Origin of the sequence: Azospirillum sp. RU38E, from assembly GCF_900188385.1 — a bacterium.
Taxonomy (GTDB): Bacteria; Pseudomonadota; Alphaproteobacteria; order Azospirillales; family Azospirillaceae; genus Niveispirillum.
Map to the genome: position 1 here is coordinate 152,181 of NZ_FZOI01000012.1, position 19,780 is coordinate 171,960.

Consider the following 19,780-nt stretch of genomic DNA (forward strand, 5'->3'; position numbering starts at 1 on the left):
AGATATCCTGTCGCGGCAATGCGTTGCCGCGCCCTGTTTGTCCCTGTTCCCGGCATTGTCCGGGGGTATTCCCTTATTCGTGATGATGAGGTTCACGTGACACAGGTTCAAGGCGCGGCCCCCGTGCTGCCGCGCACACCCAACCGGCTGGACCCTATACCCGGCCGCCGCAGCCTGGATGACCAGACCCTGGCCATGATCGTTTCCCTGGCATCGGAAGTGACCATTCTGCGCGCCCGGCTGGATGCGGCTGAACGGTTGCTGACGGCGGCCAATATCTTCGCCCCCGATGCGGTGGACAATTTCACCCCCGACGCGGCGGCGCAGGCCGCCCGCGAACGCCAGCGACAGCACAGCATGGCCAAGATTTTCCGCCCCTTGCGGGAGGCCGCCGCCATCGACCTTGCCACCCTGTCCAGCCCTGAAAAGGTGCAGCCATGACCAGCCCGTCCCCGAAAGGCATTGTGGAAGCCCGCGCCGCCCAGGCCCATCCCATGATCGCCCTGCCCAGCCATGATGAGCTGGTGGAACAGTTGTTCATCCGCGACCTGAAGCAGTTCGTCATGGCGGAACTGGAACCCGCACAGCAGCGCATTGCCGAGAAACTGGAAGCCGCCATCCAGCCGCAGGCCAGCAACGACCCGGTGGGGGCCCTGCGCGGCCAGATGGAACAGGTGGGAAGTTTCGGCACCTGGCTGTCGCTGAAGCGCGAAAGCCAGCGACAGCTGTGGTACGCCGTCACCGATTGCGTGGAACGACAGGCGGCGGAACTGCAAGCGCTGGGGCAGATTGACAACCCCAAGGGATCGCTGACCATCGACCCGGATTTCCAGGCCCCCGATTACATCACGATGGGCGATATCCATCTGATGCCCGGCGGCAATGCCTATGATGATGGCACACTGCTGCAAGGGGCGGTGATGGATCGGGGTGGGGCCGTTTACATGCTGGGCCGCAATGGCGGCATGCTGAACGACCTGCGCGGGCAGACGGCCATGGCGCATCTGCTGACCATCGCGCCGGACATAAAGCCCGATCGCATTCTGGATATGGGCTGCGGTATCGGCACCAGCACCGTGCCGGCGGCCCTATGCTTCCCGGACGCCGAGGTGCATGGCGTTGATGTCGGCGGTTCCATGCTGCGCTATGCCCATGCGCGGGCGGAGCATTTAGGCGCTGCGGTGCATTTCTCCCGCCAGAGCGCGGAGCGCACCAGTTTCCCCGATGCCAGTTTTGACGTGGTTTACAGTTGCGCCATGCTGCATGAAACCTCCCCCGCTGCCATGGTGAATATCCTGGCGGAAAGCCGCCGGCTGCTGCGGCCCGGCGGGGTGGCGATCCATCTGGAAGTGCCGCTGCTGCACACGTTTGGCGATCTGTGGCAGGAATTGTCGGCGGAACTGGAAGCCCAGTTCAATAATGAACCGAACTGGCGCGGTGCCCTGTCGGTGGATTATGCGCAGATGATGCGGGCCGCCGGCTTTGGCGATGTGCGCGCCGGCTATCAGGCCACGGCCTTCAATGCCCGTCTGGCAGCGAAAAAGTTCGGTGATACGTCCGACGGGGTTTTCCGCTCCTGGTTTGTCACCTCGGGCCGGGTGTGACGGGCAGGTCGTGGAAAATATAATAAATTTCAGAACAGGGACAAAGACGATGATGCAAATCCCCCTCCGCCGGCTGTTGCCGGCGTTCCTGGCCGGCTGCCTGCTGGCAGGCCCTGTGGCGGCCAACGCGGCGGAGAAAGAGCCAACCAAACTGAGCCTGGAACAGTTGCGCCAGCGCTTCACAGCACCGGGCGACCATTATGCCACCATCCATGGGGTGGAACTGCGTTACCGGGATGAGGGCAAGGGCCCGGTGCTGGTGCTACTGCACGGGTCCAGCAGCACGCTGAACAGTTGGGATGGGGTGGTGGCACAGCTGAAAGACCATTACCGTATCATCCGGTACGATCATGCACCTGCCGGCCTGTCCGGTTCCGTCAGCGACGCGGTGGCCAAGAGCGGCACCCCGCCGGAAGATTATGTGCTGGGCCTGATGGACAAGCTGGGGGTGGACAAGGCCACCCTGTTCGGCACCTCCAGCGGCGGCACGCTGGCCTATTACACGGCCGCCAGCCATCCCGAACGGGTCAGCGGCCTGATCCTGGCCAATGCCCCGGCGGATTCCGTGGCCGAAGCCAAGATACCGGTGACGCCGGAACTGGAGACGGAGATCAAGCGCGCCGCCGAGATCGGCTATAAGGACCGGCATTATTGGCAGGTCTATCTGTCTTATCTTTACGGCGACACCAAACGGCTGACACCCGCCACGGTGGATTATTACCACATCACCAACCTGCGCCCGACAGAGCCCAATCAACGCGCCCTTTATGCCCTGAGCGCGAATAAGGACACCACCAAGGCCCGGCTGGCGGCGGTGAAGGCCCCCGTGCTGATCCTGTGGGGGATGCGTGATGTGGTGCTGCCACCGGCGGCGGGCACCGCACTTTATGATTATCTGGCCGGGGCGGAAAGCCGGTCGATCATCCGCATGGACACGGTGGGCCATTTCCCCGCCCTGGAATCGCCCGACGCCGTGGCCGATCTGGTGGATGCCTGGATGAAGCGGGAACGTTGAGGCGTATCAGCACCGCGCCTTCCCGCTGATTTCCCGATCAAGGATGCTTCCCCATGCGCAAAATTCTGGCCGTGTTTTGCGGCCTTCTGCTGCCGCCTTTGGCGCTTTTCCTGTGCTGGTTCGTGCCGGCCCGGTTGGGCTGGCTGGATCGTGACCGGGCGGCGATGATCGAACGCTATGCCCAGGCCCCATCCCGCTTCATCCAGGTGGATGGTGTGCCGATGCATGTGCGGGTAGAGGGGCAAGGGCCGGTGCTGTTGCTGCTGCACGGCACCGGCGTCAACCTGCATGAATGGGACCCGCTGGCCGAACGGCTGGCGGCCGATCACACCATCATCCGGCTGGACTGGCCGCCCTATGGGTTGAGCGGCCCCAACCCGAAGGGCTACACCACGGCAGAGGCGGCGCGGCTGGTCGGTTTGGCGCTGGATGCGCTGGGGATTGATCAGGCGGCGGTGATCGCCACATCCAACGGCTGTAACGTCGCGCTGCAACTGAATATCGACAGGCCGGATCGTATCCGCGCCATGGCCTTTTCCGTGCTGCCGCTGGAACGGCCCAGCCAGACCCGCGCCGTGGATTGGCGCATCCGGCAGGCCATCGCCTTTCATAATGCCGTGCTGCCGGATTATCATCCGCGCTGGTTCTATCGGCTGGTGTTGCAGGATACGGGGCACCATGGCTGGGACGTGCCGCCCTTCATGGTGGACATGATGTATGACATGGCCAATCTGCCGGGGGCCATTCCCAACCAGCAATCCTTTCTGAAAGCCAATGCCGACCTGTTCCGCACCAGCGATGTGGGGGCCAGTGCCGCCCAGGTGCGTGTGCCGGTGCTGATCCAATGGCCGGATGAGGATACGGTGATCGCCCAGGGGGCCGAGGCTTCCGTCAAGCGGTTCAGCAACGCGCCGTCGGTGCAACTGATCCGCTATGCGGATGTCGGCCACTGGCCGATGTGGGAGATTCCAGACCGTTTTGCCAATGATATCCGCGCCTTCCTGGCGGGGCTTTAAAACGCGCAGAACGGGGCTGTCCATCAGGCGGACAAAAAAATCTGGAATCGCCGCAGCCCCTTTTCTCAGGGATAAAGTTTTCTTCGAACCCGCCATCATTATGTCAAAGAACAAATAGGCGGGATATATCAAGACAATGAACGGGGGTCTTCATGAACAGCTCACCGTCTACGGGTTCATATACAGGGGTAATGACTCTGTCTGTGACAAGGGGCCGATGATGTTCACATCGGCAACTGAAAAATCAGTACCGAATATTTCGTCAGAAACAACGGATGCAAGTAAACGTGCCCTGCGGTCCGCATGGTGGACCGTCATCGTGCTGTTCCTGGCGGCGATCATTTCCATCATCGACCGCGCCATCATCAATATCGTGGTCGATCCGGTGCGCCAGGATCTGGGGCTGGTGGATTTCCAGATCAGCCTTTTGCAGGGGCTGGCCTTCGGCCTGTTCTATGCCACGGTGGGCATTCCGCTGGGCATGGTGGCCGACCGGGTGTCGCGGCGTCTGCTGGTGACGGTCGGCGTGCTGGTATGGAGTTTGGCGACCATTGGCGGCGGCTTTGCCGGTTCCTTTGGTGATCTGTTCCTGTCCCGCCTGCTGGTGGGGTTGGGGGAGGCAGCCTTGGGTCCGGCGGCGGTGTCGCTGATTGCCGACCTGTTCCCGCCGCACAAGCGCGGCAAGCCGCTCAGCCTGTTTCTAACGGGCCAGGCGGTGGCCAATGGCTTGGCCATCTCGCTGACCAGTTTCATCATGGAAGCGGCAGCGCGCGGGGCCTTTGCCGGTGTGCCGTTGCTGGATGGTGCGGCCCCGTGGCGGGTGGCCTTCATCGGCTGCGGTGCGCTGGGGCTGTTCGTGTCGGCCTTGATGCTGCTGACGCGGGAACCGCCACGCGGCGGGCGTGACGGTGCGGCGGAAGTAATGTCGTTCCGGGAGAAAATTGGCTTCCTGCGTCGCAATGCCGGTATTTTCGCCCCGCTTTATCTGGGTTTCGCCTTCTGCTTCCTGGCAGCCTATGGTGCGGCGGGCTGGGCACCGGCGATGCTGACCCGCGCCTTTGGCGCAACGCCGGGGATGATCGGCACCTGGCTGGGGCCGTTTTCCATGGGTTTTTCCATCGCCGGGCCGATGATTGGCGGCATTCTGATTGACCATTTTGCCCGCCGGCATGTGGCCATGGCCAAGCTCCGCATTCTGGCGCTGGCCCCGCTGGTGGCCATTCCCTCCGCCTTGGCCGTGCTGGCCGGGGGGCCAGTGCTGGCCATGTTCCTGGTGGCATCCAGCAGTGCGGTCTTCGCCGTGCTGGGCACCACCACCTTTGCCACCCTGCAATCGGTGGTGCCGCCCGGTATGCGGGGCAGTGCGGTGGCGCTCAGCGGCTTGGTCAATACATTGATCGGGGCCACGCTGGGGCCGATGCTGATCGCCTTTGCCACCGACCATCTGTTCGGTGAGCCGGCGATGGTTGGTTATTCGATCATGCTGGTGGTGATCCCGGCGCTGCTGTGCGGTGTGGCCTTGTTCGCCCTGTCGGGCCGCGCCATGCAGCGCCAGCGCGCTACGGGTGGGGAGGCCGCCCGGCTGATGAATGCCACCGAAGGGGCCCGTGTCGGGCCGTATCGCTGAACCATAAGGGTTTCGGAAATGGATACGATTGACGGTGCTGTGCGGGTCGTCGACCTGCCACTGATCCAAGCCACGCCGGAAGCCCTGGCCCCGTTCGGGCAAATCCTGGGCAGTGCGGCGGGGGTGAAACCGGTGCCGGTGGATTTCTATAAGGGGCGCGTCACCATGCGCTATCCGGTGGATTTCACCTGTGACCATCCGGTTGCCGTGACCCTGGCAACGGTGGACCCGCGCCCGCCGGAGGTGCGCTATATGGAACGGCATTTCCAGCATACGCAGACCTTCATCCCGCTGGGCGGCAAGCCCTTTGTCGCGGTGATGGCCCCGCCGTCGGATGGCGACCTGCCGGATCTGTCACAGGTGCGGGCCTTCCTGTTCGATGGCAGCGCCGGCTTCACCCTGCATCTGGGCACCTGGCACGAATTTCCCTTCGCGGTGGAGGATGGCACGGACCTGATCGTGCTGCTGTCCACCCAGACCGGGTACGACCTGCACCAGCGCGATGCCGCGACGGAGGAGGCCGCCGGCCCCGACCTGGACAAGAAGGATATCCACCGCCGCACCGGCACCCTGTTCCGCTTCCAAGCCCCCTGAAACCGCACGGAATGTGAGAGATGACACAGGCACAGAAAAACCGCGAAAGGGTGGCCCGGTCTGTGGGCAGCCAGCCGGTGATCTTCAAGGATCCCACCACCGACGCGCTGGCCGGCATGGTGCTGGCCCTGCTTGGCGAAGTGGTGGTGTTGCGGGACCGGCTGGACGCCAATGAACGGCTGTCGGCGGCGCGCGGCGGCCATGGCCCGGCGGATGTGGATAGTTTCCAGCCCGACGCCACGGCCAAGGCAGGCCGCGCCCGCACCCGCCAGCAAACCTATGACCGGGTGCTGGGCGTGGGGCGGGACAAGCTGCTGCCCGAGGCCCTGAAGCAACAGCGCGACTATGACGGCGTGCTGGCCGACGTGACAACGGATTGATGGATCAACGTGAATAGCAAAGGGGGATGACATGGCAGAGCATTTCGGGCACGCCGTCATGCCGCAGGCAACCCATGATGAACAGGCGATGGAAGACCATTTCCTGGCCATGCGGATGTGGACCATCCAGAATATCGACCCGCTGGACAAGCGGCTGGTCAATGAACTGGTGGTGCCGGCGGTGGAAGCCAAAACCGGCAGCCGCCCCAAATCCAGCGCCCAGATGCGCGACATGCTGGAAGATGAGCCGTTTCACCAATATTGGCTATCGCTCAGTTTCTTCTATCAAGATCAGATCTGGCGCAGCCTGGGGGCCAGCATCGACCGGCAATATGATGCATTGGCCGATGCCGTGGCGAGCCAGACCAAGGCCCCGCGCGGCAGCCTGGTGCTGGACCCCGATCTGCCGATCCCGCGCTATATCGCCGCCTTCGATCATCACCGCATGCCCGGCTCCTATCATGTGGATGTGACGGAAACGGATTTCCGCGCCGGTGCGCTCTATGATCGTTTTGCCTCCACCTATTTGCGCAACCTGAATGGCGGTTGGCGCAATGATGGGCGCGGGCAGACGCTGGTGGCGCATCTGCGGGATTTCTATCCCGACTTCACGCCCCGCCGCATTCTGGATTTGGGCTGTTCGGTCGGACACAGCACCTGTGCCATCGCCGCTGCCTTCCCAGACGCAGAGGTGCATGCCATCGATGTCGGCGCGCCCATGCTGCGCTATGGCCATGCGCGGGCCGAGGCGATGGGCCAGACCATCCATTTCAGCCAGCAGAACGCGGAGGCGACCAACTTCCCCGATGGCAGTTTCGACCTGATCACCTCGTCCGCGCTGCTGCATGAAACATCGGCCCGCGCCATGCGCAACATCTTCGCTGAATGCCACCGCCTGCTGCGGCCCGGTGGGGTGATGGCGCATGTGGAGGTGCCGCCGCGCCATGAACATCTGGGCCTGTGGGAACAGATGCGCTGCGATTTTGAATCCCACTACAATAACGAACCCTTCATGGCGGCGCTCAGCCGGGTGGATTATGTGAAGGTTTCCAGCGATGCCGGGTTTGATGGGGCCGATGTGGTGGTCGGTTACCGCAAGGGCGTGGCCGATGCCAAGGCCAACCGGGATGATTTCTTCACCCAGGGCGACCCCGAAGGCCGCACCCTGCTGGGCAGCTGGTACGTCTGTTCGGCGGTGAAGCAAGCGGGTAGGCGGCACTAGGCCGGTTATTCTTGTTTTCAAAACCTTACGGTCTTCACTCCGTCACCCCGGCCTTCGCCGGGGTGACGGGAGAGTTGAACGTGAAATCTTGTAAGGTGTTGAAAAAGTAGAATTTCTTAGGCGTGTCCAAGGATTGGCAAAACGGAAGGTGTTTAGGGGCAAACCCCGGCGACCATGCAAGTAGCTTTGCGTGAAGCTTAACCTTTTAAAATCGCATCGTAACGGACGGGGATAGGCATGCCCCCTGCCAAACCATCCATCTAGTGGACAGAAAAAAGCGGAATATTGCGCCGCGCAATTGAAAGAACGACCCTGGTCAAGAATTCGGCAGATATGGCGTTCGGGTAAAAAGTCATATCCAAATAAAATGGATCATGATGCCAAGCCGAAGACTCATCAAAACAAACAATGGCCTTTGACAGGAGGTTTCTCGTGGGGAATGAGATCGAATTTAATTCTCGCCAACGTGCAATGAAGCGCTTTGGCGTCGTATCGCTGACGGCACTTTCTTTATCCAGCCTGATGTCCGTGCCGGCTGTCTGCGCGGCGGAAGCCGCTGCCGACGGGGCAGAGGAGTTCGTGCTGGAGGAGATCATCGTCACCGCCCGCAAGCGGCAAGAAGATGTGCTGAAAACGCCGGTGGCCGTCACCGTGATGACCAGCGAAGCCATTGAGCTGCGCGGCGTCACCAATGTCAGCGAGATGGCCGCCTTCACGCCGGGCCTGAACGTCTCCAACAACAATGCCGGTCGCAATGACCGTTCCTTCCAGCAGATGATCATCCGTGGTTTCAGCCCGTCGGCACCGGATGTTTCCACGGTGGCAACCTTCATCGACGGTGTGCCCGTCGCCTCGGCCACCGCCGTCAGCAACATTTCCGACCCGGAACGGGTGGAGGTACTGAAGGGACCGCAGAGTGCCTATTTCGGGCGCAACACCTTCGCCGGTGCCTTCAATGTGGTGAACAAGCTGCCGGGCGATGAATTCCACGGCGGCGTCAGCGGCATGATCGGCACCCGCGACAATTACCGGGTGAAGGCCGATGTGGAAGGCCCGCTGCTGGAAGATAAGCTGACCTTCCGGGCCACGGCCAACCGTTTTTCCAAGAATGGTTCCTACAAGAATGCCTCTAACACCGGGGAAACGCTTGGCGACCAGGAAACCACCAGCGGCACCTTGCTGTTGGTCGCCAAACCCATTGAAGGGCTGACGGTCAAGGCGTTCGGCCTTGTCTCGGAGGATGATGACGGGCCGGCGGCCAGCGGCTTCATTTCGGCCTATACTGTGCGTAATGCCAGCGGCCAGGTGGTGCTGCAGGGCCAGTCCAACTGTACGCTGAGCGGCTCTACGTCGGCTACGCAAGGGGCGGGAACCACCCGTCTGAACCCCTATTTCTGCGGTACGGCACCCAAGTTGATTTCTGGGCAGAGCCCGTCCTGGACCACCATCAACGACAGTTTCATCCAGAATTTCCTGGCCCAACCGCGCAACCGCATCATCTCCCCAGACGATGGGGTGCAGGGATACGGGCTGGTGCGCCGCTATACCCATGCCCACGTCACGGCGGATTATGAAATCCCGGACACGGATTTCACCATCTCATACCTTGCTGGTACCAATAAGGAAATCTACAGCACTCTGGTGGATCTGGATAATTACGGCGATACCTCCATCGCCAATAATGGTTTCGGCTCCGTGCCCGCCGGTGCGCGCAGCTATTTTGATTATCCGTTCCTGGTGGAGCGTAAAAGCAAGGATAGTTCCCACGAACTGCGGCTGGCCTATGATGGCGGCGGGGCGCTGCGGGTGGTCACGGGCGTCAATTACATGAATGCCTGGACCATTTCAGGCAATGGCGGCGGCAACGGCGCGCTTGGCACTACCGTCTTCTTCAATGCCAATGGCAAGACGCGCTCGCGTACCATCAGCGGCTTCTATGGCATCACCTATCAGGTGACGGACGATCTCAGCCTCAGCGCCGAAGGGCGCTATCAGGCCGACAAACTGTTCGCCTATGCCCAGCCGGCGGGTTACACGGCCACCACCGATGTGTTTGTGCCGGCGGGCTTCTATCAGGGCGGTTCGCTGCTGCTCAGCAAGACGTTCAAGAATTTCATGCCGCGTTTCATCGCGCAGTATGAATTGAACGATGATCTGATGACCTATGCTTCCTTCGCCAAGGGGGTGAACCCGGCCCGCTTCAACACCAGCTTTCTGACGGCCACGGCGGCGGCACAGCGCGCGGCGGCGGCCGGGGGGCTCAGCGTTGGGGTAGAACCGGAAAAGGTCACCAATTACGAGATCGGGCTGAAGGGCCGGCTGTTCAATGGCCGTATGCAGTTCGCATTGGATGGCTATTTCGCCCAGTGGCGCAACCAGATCAACCAGACCTCCTTCCCGCTGGTGGATCCCACCACCAACGCCGCCCAGATCGTTACCGGCTATGTCAACACCGGCAGCGTCGATATGAAGGGCGTGGAGCTGGAAGGCAGCTATCAATTGCTGCGCAATGTGACCCTGAATTTCGCCGGTGCCATCACCGACAGTGAAGTCCAATCCTTCCGCTCGGCCCAGATCAGCCAGTTGACCGGCATCTTTGACTTCAAGGGCAAGGAAATGCCCAATACGTCGAAATATTCGGCCAGTGCCGGCCTGCAATATAATGGCGATTTCGGCACGGACTTTGAGGGTGAGTGGTTCGCCCGCGCTGATTACAGCTTTAAATCCGGCGTGTGGTCTAATGTCGCCAATGTGGTGAAGACCCCCAACCTGCAGATGGTGAATGTGCGCGCCGGTGCTAGCCGGGGGGCGGTGTCGGTCAATGTCTTCGTGAACAACCTGTTCGATACGAAGACCTATACCTCCATCGCTGACCAGTTCGTCTTCACCAACAACTTCGCCTACACCTCCTATCTCTCCGCCCTGGTTGTCGGCCTGCCGGAACGGCGGACCGTGGGGCTGGAGATGAAGTACCGCTTCTGATGGTTCCCGACGGGGGCGGGAAATGTGGCTCTCCAGCCTGCTCCCCCCGCCCCCACCTTCTGGGCGGATGGCCTATCCCCTTCGGGCCATCCGCCCCTTTTTTCCCGACATTCCCTCAGGTCCGGCCAGCGCCCCCATGCAAAACCCCGTTGCCATCACCCGCGCCTATGCCGGCCCGCCCGGTCGGCAAATCCATTACCGCCGGGCCGTCCCGCCGGTGGCGGCGATGGTGCGGCGTCCGCTGGTGCTGTTCCACCAGAACCCGGCATCGTCTTTCGAATATGAAGGGGTGATGCGGGATATGGGGCGGGACCGGCTGGTCATCGCCCCGGATACACCCGGTTACGGCCAGTCTGATGGGCCCGATGCCCCGCCCGACATGGCCGGTTATGCGGCCCTGCTGCTGGCAGCCCTGCCGGAAATGGGTATTGATGCCGCCAGCGGCTGCGACCTTTACGGTTTCCATACCGGTGCCCTGATCGCGGTCGAGGCAGCCTTGGCCCGGCCCGATCTGGTGCGCCATCTGGCGCTGACCGGCCTGCCGATGCGCGATGCGGCCGAACGCGCCGAACGGCTGCGCGCCGCCCACGCCACCCCACCGCTGGATGAGGCGGGGGAGAGCATTCTGGGCACCGCACGCGCGCTTTGGGATTACGTGGTGACGGCCCGCGCCCCTGCCGTGCCGCTGCGCCGCGCCGCGCTGAACTGGCGCGACAAGATGGGCGCGCTGGACCGGCTGCACTGGGCCTATTTCGGTGTCTGGTCCTATGATTACACGGCGCGTCTGCCGCAACTGACCTGCCCCTGCCTGCTGGTGCAGCCGGATGAGGATATCAGGGCCCAATCGCTGGCCGCCGCCGCCCTGATCCCCGATCACCGCATTGCGGAATTGCCGCAATGGAACCGCGACATTTTCGATCTTCCCGACGCGATCACCGCCATCGCCGCCCAACTGCGCGGCTTCTTCGATGATCCGTCCGCTTCCAGGAGTTTTTCGTGATGAATGCCCCCAACGCGCTGCCGATGGCCCGCATCTCCCATTCCGTGATGGAGCCAACCTTCCTGGCGGCGGAGATCGCCCGGCGTTACCCGATCAAGGGGCCGGTCACGGCCTTCCTGCTCTATCGCGGCATGAATGACGTTTATCTGGTGCAGGGGGCCGAGGAACGCTTTGCGCTCCGCGTCTGGCGCAAGACCTATCGCGGTGTCGATGAGGTGGCGACCGAACTGAACTTCCTGGATTATCTGCGCCGCCAGGGTTTCCCCGCGTCCGCCGGTATCCATACCCATGAAGGTGATCTTTATTTCAAGCTGGATTCACCGGAAGGGCCGCGCGCCCTGGCGCTGTACCAGTGGGCACCGGGGCGCAAGCTGACCGACCGCATGGATATTGCCGATGCCGAGCGGGTGGGGGCTTTGTTCGCCCAGATGCATTTGCATGGCATCACCTATAATGGCGACCGCCCCTGGCCGATGGATAATGTGGTGCGGTTCAAGGTGACGGTGCCGGCCTTGCTGGATTTCGTCTATGACCGCCCGGACGATCTGCGCGATTACACCATCATCGCCGAAAGTCTGGCGCAGCGCCTGCTGGATATCCGCAAAGACGATGTGCCCGTGGGGCTGTGCCATTGCGATTTCCATTCCAGCAATGTGCATGTCGCCGATGATGGCCAGATCACCCTGCTGGATTTTGACGGCACGGGTGAGGATTACCTGATGCAGGACGTGAAGAATTTCGTCTGGGGTAATCTGTTCTACGGCTTCTCCCCCGATTACGGCACGGCGTTTGAGCGTGGGTACGAAAGCGTGCGCCCCTTCACGGCGGATGAAAAACGCCATGGTGAGCTGTTCCTGATGGCCAAGGCGTTCCGGCTGATTGCCGGCATGGCGGAATCATCCGCTGCTGTCGGGCGCGGCACCCTGCGTTTCCGCAATCTGGATTGGCTGGGCGATTACATCAAATCCCGCGCGCGTGCGCTGGACCTGCTTTAAGGGGGGCATCGCCATGGATGGCACCGCCGCCCTGATGGCGGGTGATGAGGCGCTGTTCGCGCAATTGCGCGACGGCGGGCCGATCAATCTGCCGCGCGCCTATGAAATCATGGACCGGTTCGGGATCGATGGTTTCGTGCTGGGCGATCCGCTGAACGTGTTCCACCTGCTGGGCTATTGGCCACAGATCGGCGTCACCCGCATGGGCCAGCCGCCCACCAGTTTTGCCATCCTGTCGCGCAACCCCGATCTGGCCCCGGCCATCGTCACCTCGCATTTCATCTATTACTACACGTTCGCTGATGCGGGTGCGCGGGGGCGGCTGGCAGCCTATCTGTTCCAGGATGCCGGCGATGCGGGCGGGGAGGCGCGGCAAGTGCCCGCCTTCGCCGGCTTCTTTGCCGACAAGGGGGCGGCACCACTGACGGGGGTGGAGGCGCGGCGACGCCTGATCACCGATGCGGCAGTGGACACCCGTGCCATCTTTGCCGATGCCGGTGGTGCGCTGGTGCGCGCCCTGAAGGATATGGGGCTGTGGCAGGGCCGCATTGCCTATGATCACGCAGTGACGCGGCTGGTCTGTGAGCATCATGAACGGCCCGGCAGCCTGATCGAAGCCGATAATCCGCTGCGCTGGATACGGGTGGTGAAATCGCCCCTGGAATTGGCGCTGATGCGACGCGGGGCGGCGGGCAATGCGGCCGCCGTAGAGGCGGTGATTGCCCAGGTGCGGGCAGGCGTGCCCTATCGTGACCTGCGCCGCCTGTTCGCGCAGGAAAGTGCCGCACGCGGCAACCGCGCGGTTTTCATGACCATTGACCGCGTGTCGTCCGACCTGCCGGGCGATGATGCGGTGGGGGATGGCCAATCCCTGTTCTTTGACGGGGTGGGCCATTTCCAGAATTACCATGGTGATTATGCCCGCACGGTGTTTGTGGGCGAACCCGGCCCCGCCGCCCGCCGCACCGCCCAGGCGGCAGAGGCGGGCTGGAAGGCCATCCGCGAGCAATTGCGCCCCGGCCTGCGCTTTTCCGAGGTGACGCGGATCGGCATGGAAACCCTGCGCAAGACCGGGGCCGACGGGCTGGTCAGTTTCGGCCCGCACAGCGTCGGCCTGATGCATACCGACGAGCCGGGGGAAATACGCGGCGGCTTCTATGCCAAGCCCGATCTGCTGCTGGAGGAAAACATGATCCTCAGCGTCGATTGCCCCTCGCTGGATACCGGCATCGGCGGGTCCGTGCATATCGAGGATCTGGTGGTCATCACGCGCGACGGGGCCGAACCGATCCACCCCCTTGGCAACCACATCATTACGATTTGAGGGTGCCCCCATGTATCTGTCGATCAACATTGATATCCCGGATGGTGCGGGGGATGCGTATGACGCATTGGCCCGCACCGCCGACCGGGTGGAAGCCGCCAAGGCCGATTTCGCCATCCTGGCCCGTGCCCATGGCGACCAGGGGCTGGCCCCGCCGCGCATTGAACCGGTGGTCAGCCTGCCCTGGATTGCCGGGCGGCTGCGTACACCGCTGGTGGTGGCCGCCATCCCGGCCCTGCATTCCGTGCCCTTCCATATTGCCCGCGCTTTGTCAGCGGCGGATTTCCTGACCGATGGGCGCTGCGGCTGGCTGCCGCTGCTGGCCGGTGGGGCGCGGTTCGATGCCGCCTATGGTGTCGCCCAGCCGCTTTCCGGGGGCGAAGCGCTGGCAAAATATGATGATTTCATCCGCGCCACCCGCGCCCTGTGGGACAGTTGGGATGAGGATGCCTTGATCATCGACAAGGCATCCGGTGCCTATCTGGACAGTGCCAAGGTGCGCCGGGTGGATTATCGCGGCCCTTATTTCGCCGCCATGGGGCCGCTGAACGCCGCCCGCCCGCCACAGGGCCACCCGCTGCTGCTGCGTGACCTGGACGAGGTGGGGGAGAGCGCCACCGCCGCCGATGTGGTGCTGGGCGGGCTGGACCGGCTGGACCGGCTGGCCCGCGCGCCGAAAGGGGCGGTGCGGCTGCTGAAAGTGACAGCGGCCAGCCTGGATGATGGCTTGCATCATGTGCGCGACGGGTTGGCCGACGGGCTGCACCTGATGGGGCCTGATGCCCTGGAATTGCTGGAAGCCCTGCGTGGCTGGGTGGATTGCCCGCCCTATGTCGGCACCACGGCGCGCCAACGGCTGGGCCTGCGCAAACCCGTCAATCCCTATTCCCGGAAAGGGGCCGCCTGATGTCACGCAATAATGGCAGACTGCATCTCTGGGCCTTTTTGCAGGGCATCGGCTTTTTCCCCGGCGGCTGGCGGGCGCCTGATGCCACGCCGCGCGCCGTGTTCCAGCGCGATTATTACGAGCGTGTCGCCCGGCTGGTGGATGACGCCTGTTTTGATGCCATCGTCTTTGGCGACCAGTTGCAGGGCCGCGATGCCGCCGGGCGCACGCCGGGCCGGCTGGCCATCCCCACGCTGGACCCGTTCACCCTGTTGTCGGTGATGGCCGGCGTCACCCGCCATGTCGGGCTGGTGGCCACGGTGTCCACCACCTTCAACGAACCGGCGGAGGTGGCGGCCAAGTTCGCCGCCCTTAATCTGGTCAGCCAGGGAAGGGCCGGTTGGAACATCGTCACCACGGTGCATCCCAATTCGCCCTGGAATTTCGGGGCCGCCGACCTGCTGGAAAAATCCCTGCGCTATGACCGGGCCAAGGCCTTCGTCGATGCGGCAGAGGTGTTCTGGCGCGATGCGGCGGGGCTGGATGATCCGCAGCGCGCCGCGAACCTGAAAAACCGCTGGTTCGACATTGCCGGCACGCTGGATTTCCCGACATCGCCGCAATATCGCCCCGTGCTGGTGCAGGCTGGCCAGTCGCCCGACGGGCGCAATTTCGCCGCCCAGACGGCGGAGGCGATCTTCTGCCCCGCACCCACGCTGGAGGCGGGGCGCGATTACCGCGACGATATCCGCGAACGGGCACGCACCTTCGGGCGCAACCCGGATGGCATCCTGATCATGCCGGGCCTGGCCTTCGTGCTGGGCAGCACAGAGGAAGAGGCACAGCGCAAGCATGCCTTGATGCTGGAACTGGCCGATGATGCGCTGTGCATCGAATATCTCAGTGAATCCATCGGCTATGATCTGACCCGCCATCCGGCGGGCGGGCCGATCCCGCTGGAACAGATTTGCGCAGAGTGTGAATTCCCCGCCGGTGACGTGCGCCGCATGTTGGCCCCGGCGGCGGAGGCCGGCGAAACCATCGCCGATTTCTGCCGCGCCTATGCCCGCAAGCCGCGTGGCCATGCCATTTTTGTCGGCACGCCGGACCAGTTGGCCGACCGGATGGAAACCTGGATCGATGCCGGGGCCTGCGACGGCTTCACCCTGCAGCCCGGTTACATGCCGACCGAACTGGAACTGTTCTGCGCCCATGTGGTGCCGCTGCTGCAGGTACGCGGCCTGCTGCGCCGCCAATACCAGGGCACCACATTGCGTGACCATCTGGCCGTGGGGGTGGGGACATGAGCGCGCCCATGATCGACCGCGCCTTTGTGCGCATTGCCGAGGGGCAGGTACATCTGCGCCAGATCCTGGTGCCGGGGGCGGCAAAGCCGCCCCTGTTCCTGCTGCACGCCTCTCCCACCAGTTCACGCTGGATGGAACCGCTGATGCCCGTGCTGGCGGCATCCGGGCGCAGCGTGATCGCACCCGATACGCTGGGCAATGGGGATTCCCCCGCCCCGGCGCTGGCCGATCCCGATATCGGCTATTTCGCCGACAGCATCCTGCGGCTGGCCGATGCCATGGGGATCGACCGGTTCGATGTCTATGGCAGCCATACCGGCGCGCGCACGGCCTGTGAATTGGCGGCCATTGCGCCGGGCCGGGTGCGCCATGCCATCCTGGATGGCATCAAGGATTATGATGATGACACCCGCCGCGCCATCCTGGCCAATTATGCCCCCCGCCAGGAACCGGATGATTATGGGGCCCATATGGTGTGGGCCTTCCATTTCGTGCGCGATCAGGCGCTGTATTTCCCGCATTTCATGCGCGACCCGGAACACCGGCTGCCCGGATTTATGCCGCCGGCCCGCGTGCTGCATGATGCGGCCCTGGATGTGCTGAAGGCGCTGGACAGTTACGCCCTGCCGTACCTTGCCGCCTTCCGTTATCGCCCGCTGGAACGGCTGCCGCTGATTGATTGCCCGGTGCTGCTGCTGAAGGCGGAACGCGAATTGGCGGTGCTGAATGCCGCGGTGGCGGAGATCGCCGCCGCGCTGAAACAGCCGCAAATCGTCGCTGTGGGGGCCGATCCCGCCGCCAAGGCCAGCACCATCATTCAATTTCTGGACGGGGAAAGCCCATGACAGCCGCCACCGCTGGCCTGCCCGACCGTTTGCCGGTCAAGGTCTGTCTTGGGTTCGGCGTTGGCACGGTGGGCGTTTCCATCATGCTGAACGCCGTCACCGCCTATTTCCCCGCCTTCATGTCCACCGTGCTGGGGCAGAGCACGGAACTGGCGGGCTATCTGCTGATGGCGTCGAAACTTTACGATGCCGTGGCCGATATCATCATCGGTATGATGAGCGACCGCACGCGCAGTCGTTGGGGCCGGCGACGGCCCTTTTTGCTGGCGGGTGCGCTGGTGTCATCCCTGTCTTTCCTGATGATCTTCGCCGCCCCTGCCCTGGGGGATCGGGCGCTGATGCTTTATATGCTGGCGGCGCTGGTGCTTTATTCCACGGGCTATTCGCTGTTCAACGTGCCCTATATGGCGATGCCGTCAGAAATGACCGGATCGCGTTATGAACGCTCCCGCCTGTTATCCTTCCGCACAATTTTCGTCTCCCTGGGCCAGATATTGGCCATGGCGGGCACGGCGGCGGTGATTTCCCATGGCGGCGGCGGGGCGGCGGGTTATCTCACCATGGGCTGGGTGATGGCGCTGGTCATCGGCACGGCCATGGCCCTGTCCTTCTTTGGCACGGCGGGGGCCCCGGTGCTGGCCGTGGCGGCGGGGCCGGTGGAAAAGCTGGCGATTGACTGGCGGGCCGTCTGGCGCAACCGGCCTTTCTGCCTGTTGATGGGGGCCAAGGTGTGCCAGTTCCTGGCCTTTGCCAGCCTGGCTACCACCAGCCTGTTATTCATGCTGAATGTGCTGCATCTGGGCTATGCGGGTCAGATGCAACTGGCCCTGGCCCAGAACCTGGCCACCGGCCTTTCCATGCCGGTCTGGCTGTGGCTGGAACGGCGGATGGGCAAGCGCAACGCCTACATTATCGGCATCGCCCTGATGTCCTTGGGATCGCTCAGCTGGCTGACGGTTGGTACGGCGGGCGTGGGCACGTTGGGGCTGATCTTGCGCGGGATTTTGGCCGGTGTCGGGGCCGGGGGGATGATCCTGCTGTCCATCTCCATGCTGTCCGACGCGCTGGCCCATGACCGGGAGGTGACGGGCCTGCGGCGAGAGGGATTGCTCTCCAGCATCACGGCGGTGATCGAAAAGGCATCCTTCGCGCTGGGTGTGGCGCTGGTCGGCATCCTGTTGAACCTTGCCCATTACCTGCCCACCCGCAACGGCGAACTGGCGACCCAGCCGGACAGCGCCATCAATGCGCTTTATGCGGGATATGTCGGCATTCCGCTGGTGCTGTTCCTGTGCAATGCCGGTTTCATCTTCTTCTATCCGCTGGGCGGCCGGGGGAAAATGTGATTAGCGATGCGGGGGTGCCAGAGATAGCAATTTTGATAAAGAAGAGCGGTTTCAGAGAGCAGCAGATTATCAGGATCCTGCGGGAGCAGGAGGTGCGGCCTGCGACGGGTAGCCCCGCCGCAGGCTGGCATGGCCCGATCAATACCGGTATTTCACCAGCAAACCGACGGTGCGCCGTTCAGGCAAGCCGACAACCACGGCCGACAATTTGCTGGTATAGGCGAAATTGTTGGTGAAGACATATTGGTCGGCAATCGAGGTATAGGCCTTATCGTCGAACAGGTTGGTCACGAAGATATCGGCTGAAACCGATCCATGGGTGGCACCGACGCGCACATTTACCGTATGCCGGTCAGGGTTGTCACCAGGGCAGAACGGTAGCTCTTGACCTCTGAATCAGCGATGGCCCCGGCCACATTCGGGGTGACCGAACGCAGCAATTGATAGCTCATATGCCCGTGACGATCAGGGCCGGCTGGTGCCGCTGGATGTGACGGTGGGCGACCGGGTGCTGTTCGGCAAATGGTCGGGCACCGAGATCAAGATCAACGGCGAGGAATTGCTGGTCCTGAAGGAAAGCGACCTTATCGGCGTCTATACTGGCTGATTTCCCAATACGAAACCATTTGAGACGAAGGAGCCTGTGCCATGGCTGCCAAGGATGTGAAATTCTCCACCGACGCCCGTGAACGCCTGCTGCGTGGGGTCGATATTCTGGCCAATGCGGTCAAGGTGACGCTGGGGCCGAAAGGCCGTAATGTGGTGATTGAAAAGAGCTTTGGCGCACCGCGCATCACCAAGGATGGTGTCTCGGTCGCCAAGGAGATCGAGCTTTCCGACAAGTTCGAAAATCTGGGCGCGCAGTTGGTAAAGGAAGTGGCCACCAAGACGGCCGATCTGGCCGGTGATGGCACCACCACCGCCACCGTGCTGGCCCAGGCCATTGCACGCGAAGGGGCCAAGGCGGTTGCCGCCGGGCTGAACCCCACCGATCTGCGCCGTGGCATCGACCGGGCCGTGGCTGCCGTGGTGGCCGATGTGCAGGCCCGGTCGAAAAAGGTTTCCACCAATGAAGAGGTGGCCCAGGTCGCCACCATTTCCGCCAATGGCGAACGCGCCATCGGGGAAATCATCGCCAAGGCGGTGGCCAAGGTGGGCGATGAAGGCGTGATCACGGTGGAAGAGGCCAAGAGCCTGGAAACCGAACTGGATGTGGTGGAAGGGCTGCAATTCGACCGTGGCTATCTCTCCCCCTATTTCGTCACCAATGCCGACAAGCTGGTGGCCGAACTGGACAATCCCTATATCCTCATCTTCGACAAGAAGCTGTCAGGCCTGCAGCCCATCCTGCCGCTGCTGGAAGCGGTGGTGCAATCGTCCCGCCCGCTGCTGATCATCGCAGAAGATGTGGAAGGTGAGGCGCTAGCCACACTGGTGGTGAACAAGCTGCGCGGCGGCCTGAAGATCGCCGCCGTCAAGGCACCGGGCTTTGGCGACCGCCGCAAGGCCATTCTGGAAGATATCGCCATCGTCACCGCCGGGGAGGTGGTGTCGGAAGATCTGGGCATCAAGCTGGAAAATGTCGGCCTGTCGCAGCTGGGCACCGCCCGGCGGGTGCGCATCACCAAGGATGACAC

The 19,780-nt window shown here is 62.9% G+C and carries 18 protein-coding genes and 1 pseudogene; 18 read left to right on the plus strand and 1 reads right to left on the minus strand.

Annotated features, from left to right (window positions below):
- Positions 1 to 96: 96 nt before the first annotated feature.
- The 16 genes from CHB97_RS18290 to CHB97_RS18365 all read left to right on the plus strand — a co-directional run bounded on the left by CHB97_RS18290 (position 97) and on the right by CHB97_RS18365 (position 18,143).
- On the plus strand, positions 97 to 441 hold the full coding sequence (locus CHB97_RS18290) for a hypothetical protein (protein ID WP_089289436.1): 345 nt from the start codon (positions 97 to 99) through the stop codon (positions 439 to 441).
- On the plus strand, positions 438 to 1,604 hold the full coding sequence (locus CHB97_RS18295) for a class I SAM-dependent methyltransferase (protein WP_089289437.1): 1,167 nt from the start codon (positions 438 to 440) through the stop codon (positions 1,602 to 1,604). Before CHB97_RS18290 ends, CHB97_RS18295 begins: the two co-directional genes overlap by 4 nt.
- 49 nt (positions 1,605 to 1,653) lie before the next feature.
- Entirely contained in the window at positions 1,654 to 2,619 is a 966-nt protein-coding gene (locus CHB97_RS18300) for an alpha/beta fold hydrolase (RefSeq protein ID WP_160105993.1), read from the plus strand.
- Positions 2,620 to 2,672: 53 nt separating this feature from the next.
- Positions 2,673 to 3,635, plus strand: coding sequence for an alpha/beta fold hydrolase (locus tag CHB97_RS18305; protein ID WP_089289439.1), 963 nt, complete (start codon positions 2,673 to 2,675; stop codon positions 3,633 to 3,635).
- Between the two features lie 319 nt (positions 3,636 to 3,954).
- Positions 3,955 to 5,262 carry an MFS transporter gene (locus CHB97_RS18310; RefSeq protein ID WP_160105995.1) on the plus strand — a complete coding sequence of 436 codons (1,308 nt, stop codon included), beginning with the start codon at positions 3,955 to 3,957 and terminating at the stop codon, positions 5,260 to 5,262.
- 18 nt (positions 5,263 to 5,280) lie between these two features.
- Positions 5,281 to 5,856 carry an ureidoglycolate lyase gene (locus CHB97_RS18315; protein ID WP_089289441.1) on the plus strand — a complete coding sequence of 192 codons (576 nt, stop codon included), beginning with the start codon at positions 5,281 to 5,283 and terminating at the stop codon, positions 5,854 to 5,856.
- Between the two features lie 20 nt (positions 5,857 to 5,876).
- Positions 5,877 to 6,236: a hypothetical protein gene (locus CHB97_RS18320; protein WP_089289442.1), complete on the plus strand. Its 360-nt coding sequence runs from the start codon at positions 5,877 to 5,879 to the stop codon at positions 6,234 to 6,236.
- A 31-nt stretch (positions 6,237 to 6,267) separates the two neighbouring features.
- Positions 6,268 to 7,458: a class I SAM-dependent methyltransferase gene (locus CHB97_RS18325; protein ID WP_089289443.1), complete on the plus strand. Its 1,191-nt coding sequence runs from the start codon at positions 6,268 to 6,270 to the stop codon at positions 7,456 to 7,458.
- 432 nt (positions 7,459 to 7,890) lie between these two features.
- Entirely contained in the window at positions 7,891 to 10,440 is a 2,550-nt protein-coding gene (locus tag CHB97_RS18330) for a TonB-dependent receptor (RefSeq protein ID WP_160105997.1), read from the plus strand.
- Positions 10,441 to 10,576: 136 nt separating this feature from the next.
- Positions 10,577 to 11,440, plus strand: a complete 864-nt coding sequence (locus CHB97_RS18335) for an alpha/beta fold hydrolase (RefSeq protein ID WP_089289466.1) — start codon at positions 10,577 to 10,579, stop codon at positions 11,438 to 11,440.
- Positions 11,440 to 12,435: a phosphotransferase enzyme family protein gene (locus CHB97_RS18340; RefSeq protein WP_089289445.1), complete on the plus strand. Its 996-nt coding sequence runs from the start codon at positions 11,440 to 11,442 to the stop codon at positions 12,433 to 12,435. The genes CHB97_RS18335 and CHB97_RS18340 overlap by 1 nt, the downstream gene beginning before the upstream one ends.
- Before the next feature lie 13 nt (positions 12,436 to 12,448).
- Positions 12,449 to 13,759, plus strand: a complete 1,311-nt coding sequence (locus CHB97_RS18345) for a Xaa-Pro peptidase family protein (protein WP_200820012.1) — start codon at positions 12,449 to 12,451, stop codon at positions 13,757 to 13,759.
- A gap of 10 nt (positions 13,760 to 13,769) precedes the next feature.
- Positions 13,770 to 14,666 (plus strand): LLM class flavin-dependent oxidoreductase, encoded by an 897-nt coding sequence (locus CHB97_RS18350; RefSeq protein WP_089289446.1) that lies wholly within the window; start codon positions 13,770 to 13,772, stop codon positions 14,664 to 14,666.
- A complete protein-coding gene (locus CHB97_RS18355) occupies positions 14,666 to 15,952 on the plus strand; it encodes an NtaA/DmoA family FMN-dependent monooxygenase (protein WP_089289447.1) in 1,287 nt (428 codons plus the stop codon). The genes CHB97_RS18350 and CHB97_RS18355 overlap by 1 nt, the downstream gene beginning before the upstream one ends.
- The gene (locus tag CHB97_RS18360) at positions 15,949 to 16,797 is read left to right on the plus strand and encodes an alpha/beta hydrolase (RefSeq protein WP_089289448.1); all 849 of its coding nucleotides are present in this window, start codon (positions 15,949 to 15,951) and stop codon (positions 16,795 to 16,797) included. The genes CHB97_RS18355 and CHB97_RS18360 overlap by 4 nt, the downstream gene beginning before the upstream one ends.
- Positions 16,794 to 18,143 (plus strand): MFS transporter, encoded by a 1,350-nt coding sequence (locus CHB97_RS18365; RefSeq protein WP_089289449.1) that lies wholly within the window; start codon positions 16,794 to 16,796, stop codon positions 18,141 to 18,143. Before CHB97_RS18360 ends, CHB97_RS18365 begins: the two co-directional genes overlap by 4 nt.
- 138 nt (positions 18,144 to 18,281) lie before the next feature.
- Here CHB97_RS18365 and CHB97_RS18370 read toward each other — a convergent pair whose 3' ends face one another.
- Entirely contained in the window at positions 18,282 to 18,479 is a 198-nt protein-coding gene (locus tag CHB97_RS18370) for a hypothetical protein (protein ID WP_089289450.1), read from the minus strand.
- Between the two features lie 118 nt (positions 18,480 to 18,597).
- Between CHB97_RS18370 and CHB97_RS18375 the strand changes: the two are divergent.
- Both CHB97_RS18375 and groEL read left to right on the plus strand, forming a co-directional pair.
- Positions 18,598 to 18,750 (plus strand): annotated as a pseudogene (locus tag CHB97_RS18375) (co-chaperone GroES); the annotation flags it as partial.
- A 41-nt stretch (positions 18,751 to 18,791) separates the two neighbouring features.
- A partial coding sequence (gene groEL, locus CHB97_RS18380) for a chaperonin GroEL (RefSeq protein ID WP_143271005.1) occupies positions 18,792 to 19,780 on the plus strand: 989 nt, incomplete at its 3' end.

Bases quoted from the DNA above. Each gene is read 5' to 3' on its own strand.
- CHB97_RS18295 (WP_089289437.1), top strand. From the start codon at position 438: ATGACCAGCCCGTCCCCGAAAGGCATTGTGGAAGCCCGCGCCGCCCAG.
- CHB97_RS18300 (WP_160105993.1), top strand. From the start codon at position 1,654: ATGATGCAAATCCCCCTCCGCCGGCTGTTGCCGGCGTTCCTGGCCGGC.
- CHB97_RS18305 (WP_089289439.1), top strand. From the start codon at position 2,673: ATGCGCAAAATTCTGGCCGTGTTTTGCGGCCTTCTGCTGCCGCCTTTG.
- CHB97_RS18315 (WP_089289441.1), top strand. From the start codon at position 5,281: ATGGATACGATTGACGGTGCTGTGCGGGTCGTCGACCTGCCACTGATC.
- CHB97_RS18320 (WP_089289442.1), top strand. From the start codon at position 5,877: ATGACACAGGCACAGAAAAACCGCGAAAGGGTGGCCCGGTCTGTGGGC.
- CHB97_RS18325 (WP_089289443.1), top strand. From the start codon at position 6,268: ATGGCAGAGCATTTCGGGCACGCCGTCATGCCGCAGGCAACCCATGAT.
- CHB97_RS18335 (WP_089289466.1), top strand. From the start codon at position 10,577: ATGCAAAACCCCGTTGCCATCACCCGCGCCTATGCCGGCCCGCCCGGT.
- CHB97_RS18340 (WP_089289445.1), top strand. From the start codon at position 11,440: ATGAATGCCCCCAACGCGCTGCCGATGGCCCGCATCTCCCATTCCGTG.
- CHB97_RS18345 (WP_200820012.1), top strand. From the start codon at position 12,449: ATGGATGGCACCGCCGCCCTGATGGCGGGTGATGAGGCGCTGTTCGCG.
- CHB97_RS18350 (WP_089289446.1), top strand. From the start codon at position 13,770: ATGTATCTGTCGATCAACATTGATATCCCGGATGGTGCGGGGGATGCG.
- CHB97_RS18355 (WP_089289447.1), top strand. From the start codon at position 14,666: ATGTCACGCAATAATGGCAGACTGCATCTCTGGGCCTTTTTGCAGGGC.
- CHB97_RS18360 (WP_089289448.1), top strand. From the start codon at position 15,949: ATGAGCGCGCCCATGATCGACCGCGCCTTTGTGCGCATTGCCGAGGGG.
- CHB97_RS18365 (WP_089289449.1), top strand. From the start codon at position 16,794: ATGACAGCCGCCACCGCTGGCCTGCCCGACCGTTTGCCGGTCAAGGTC.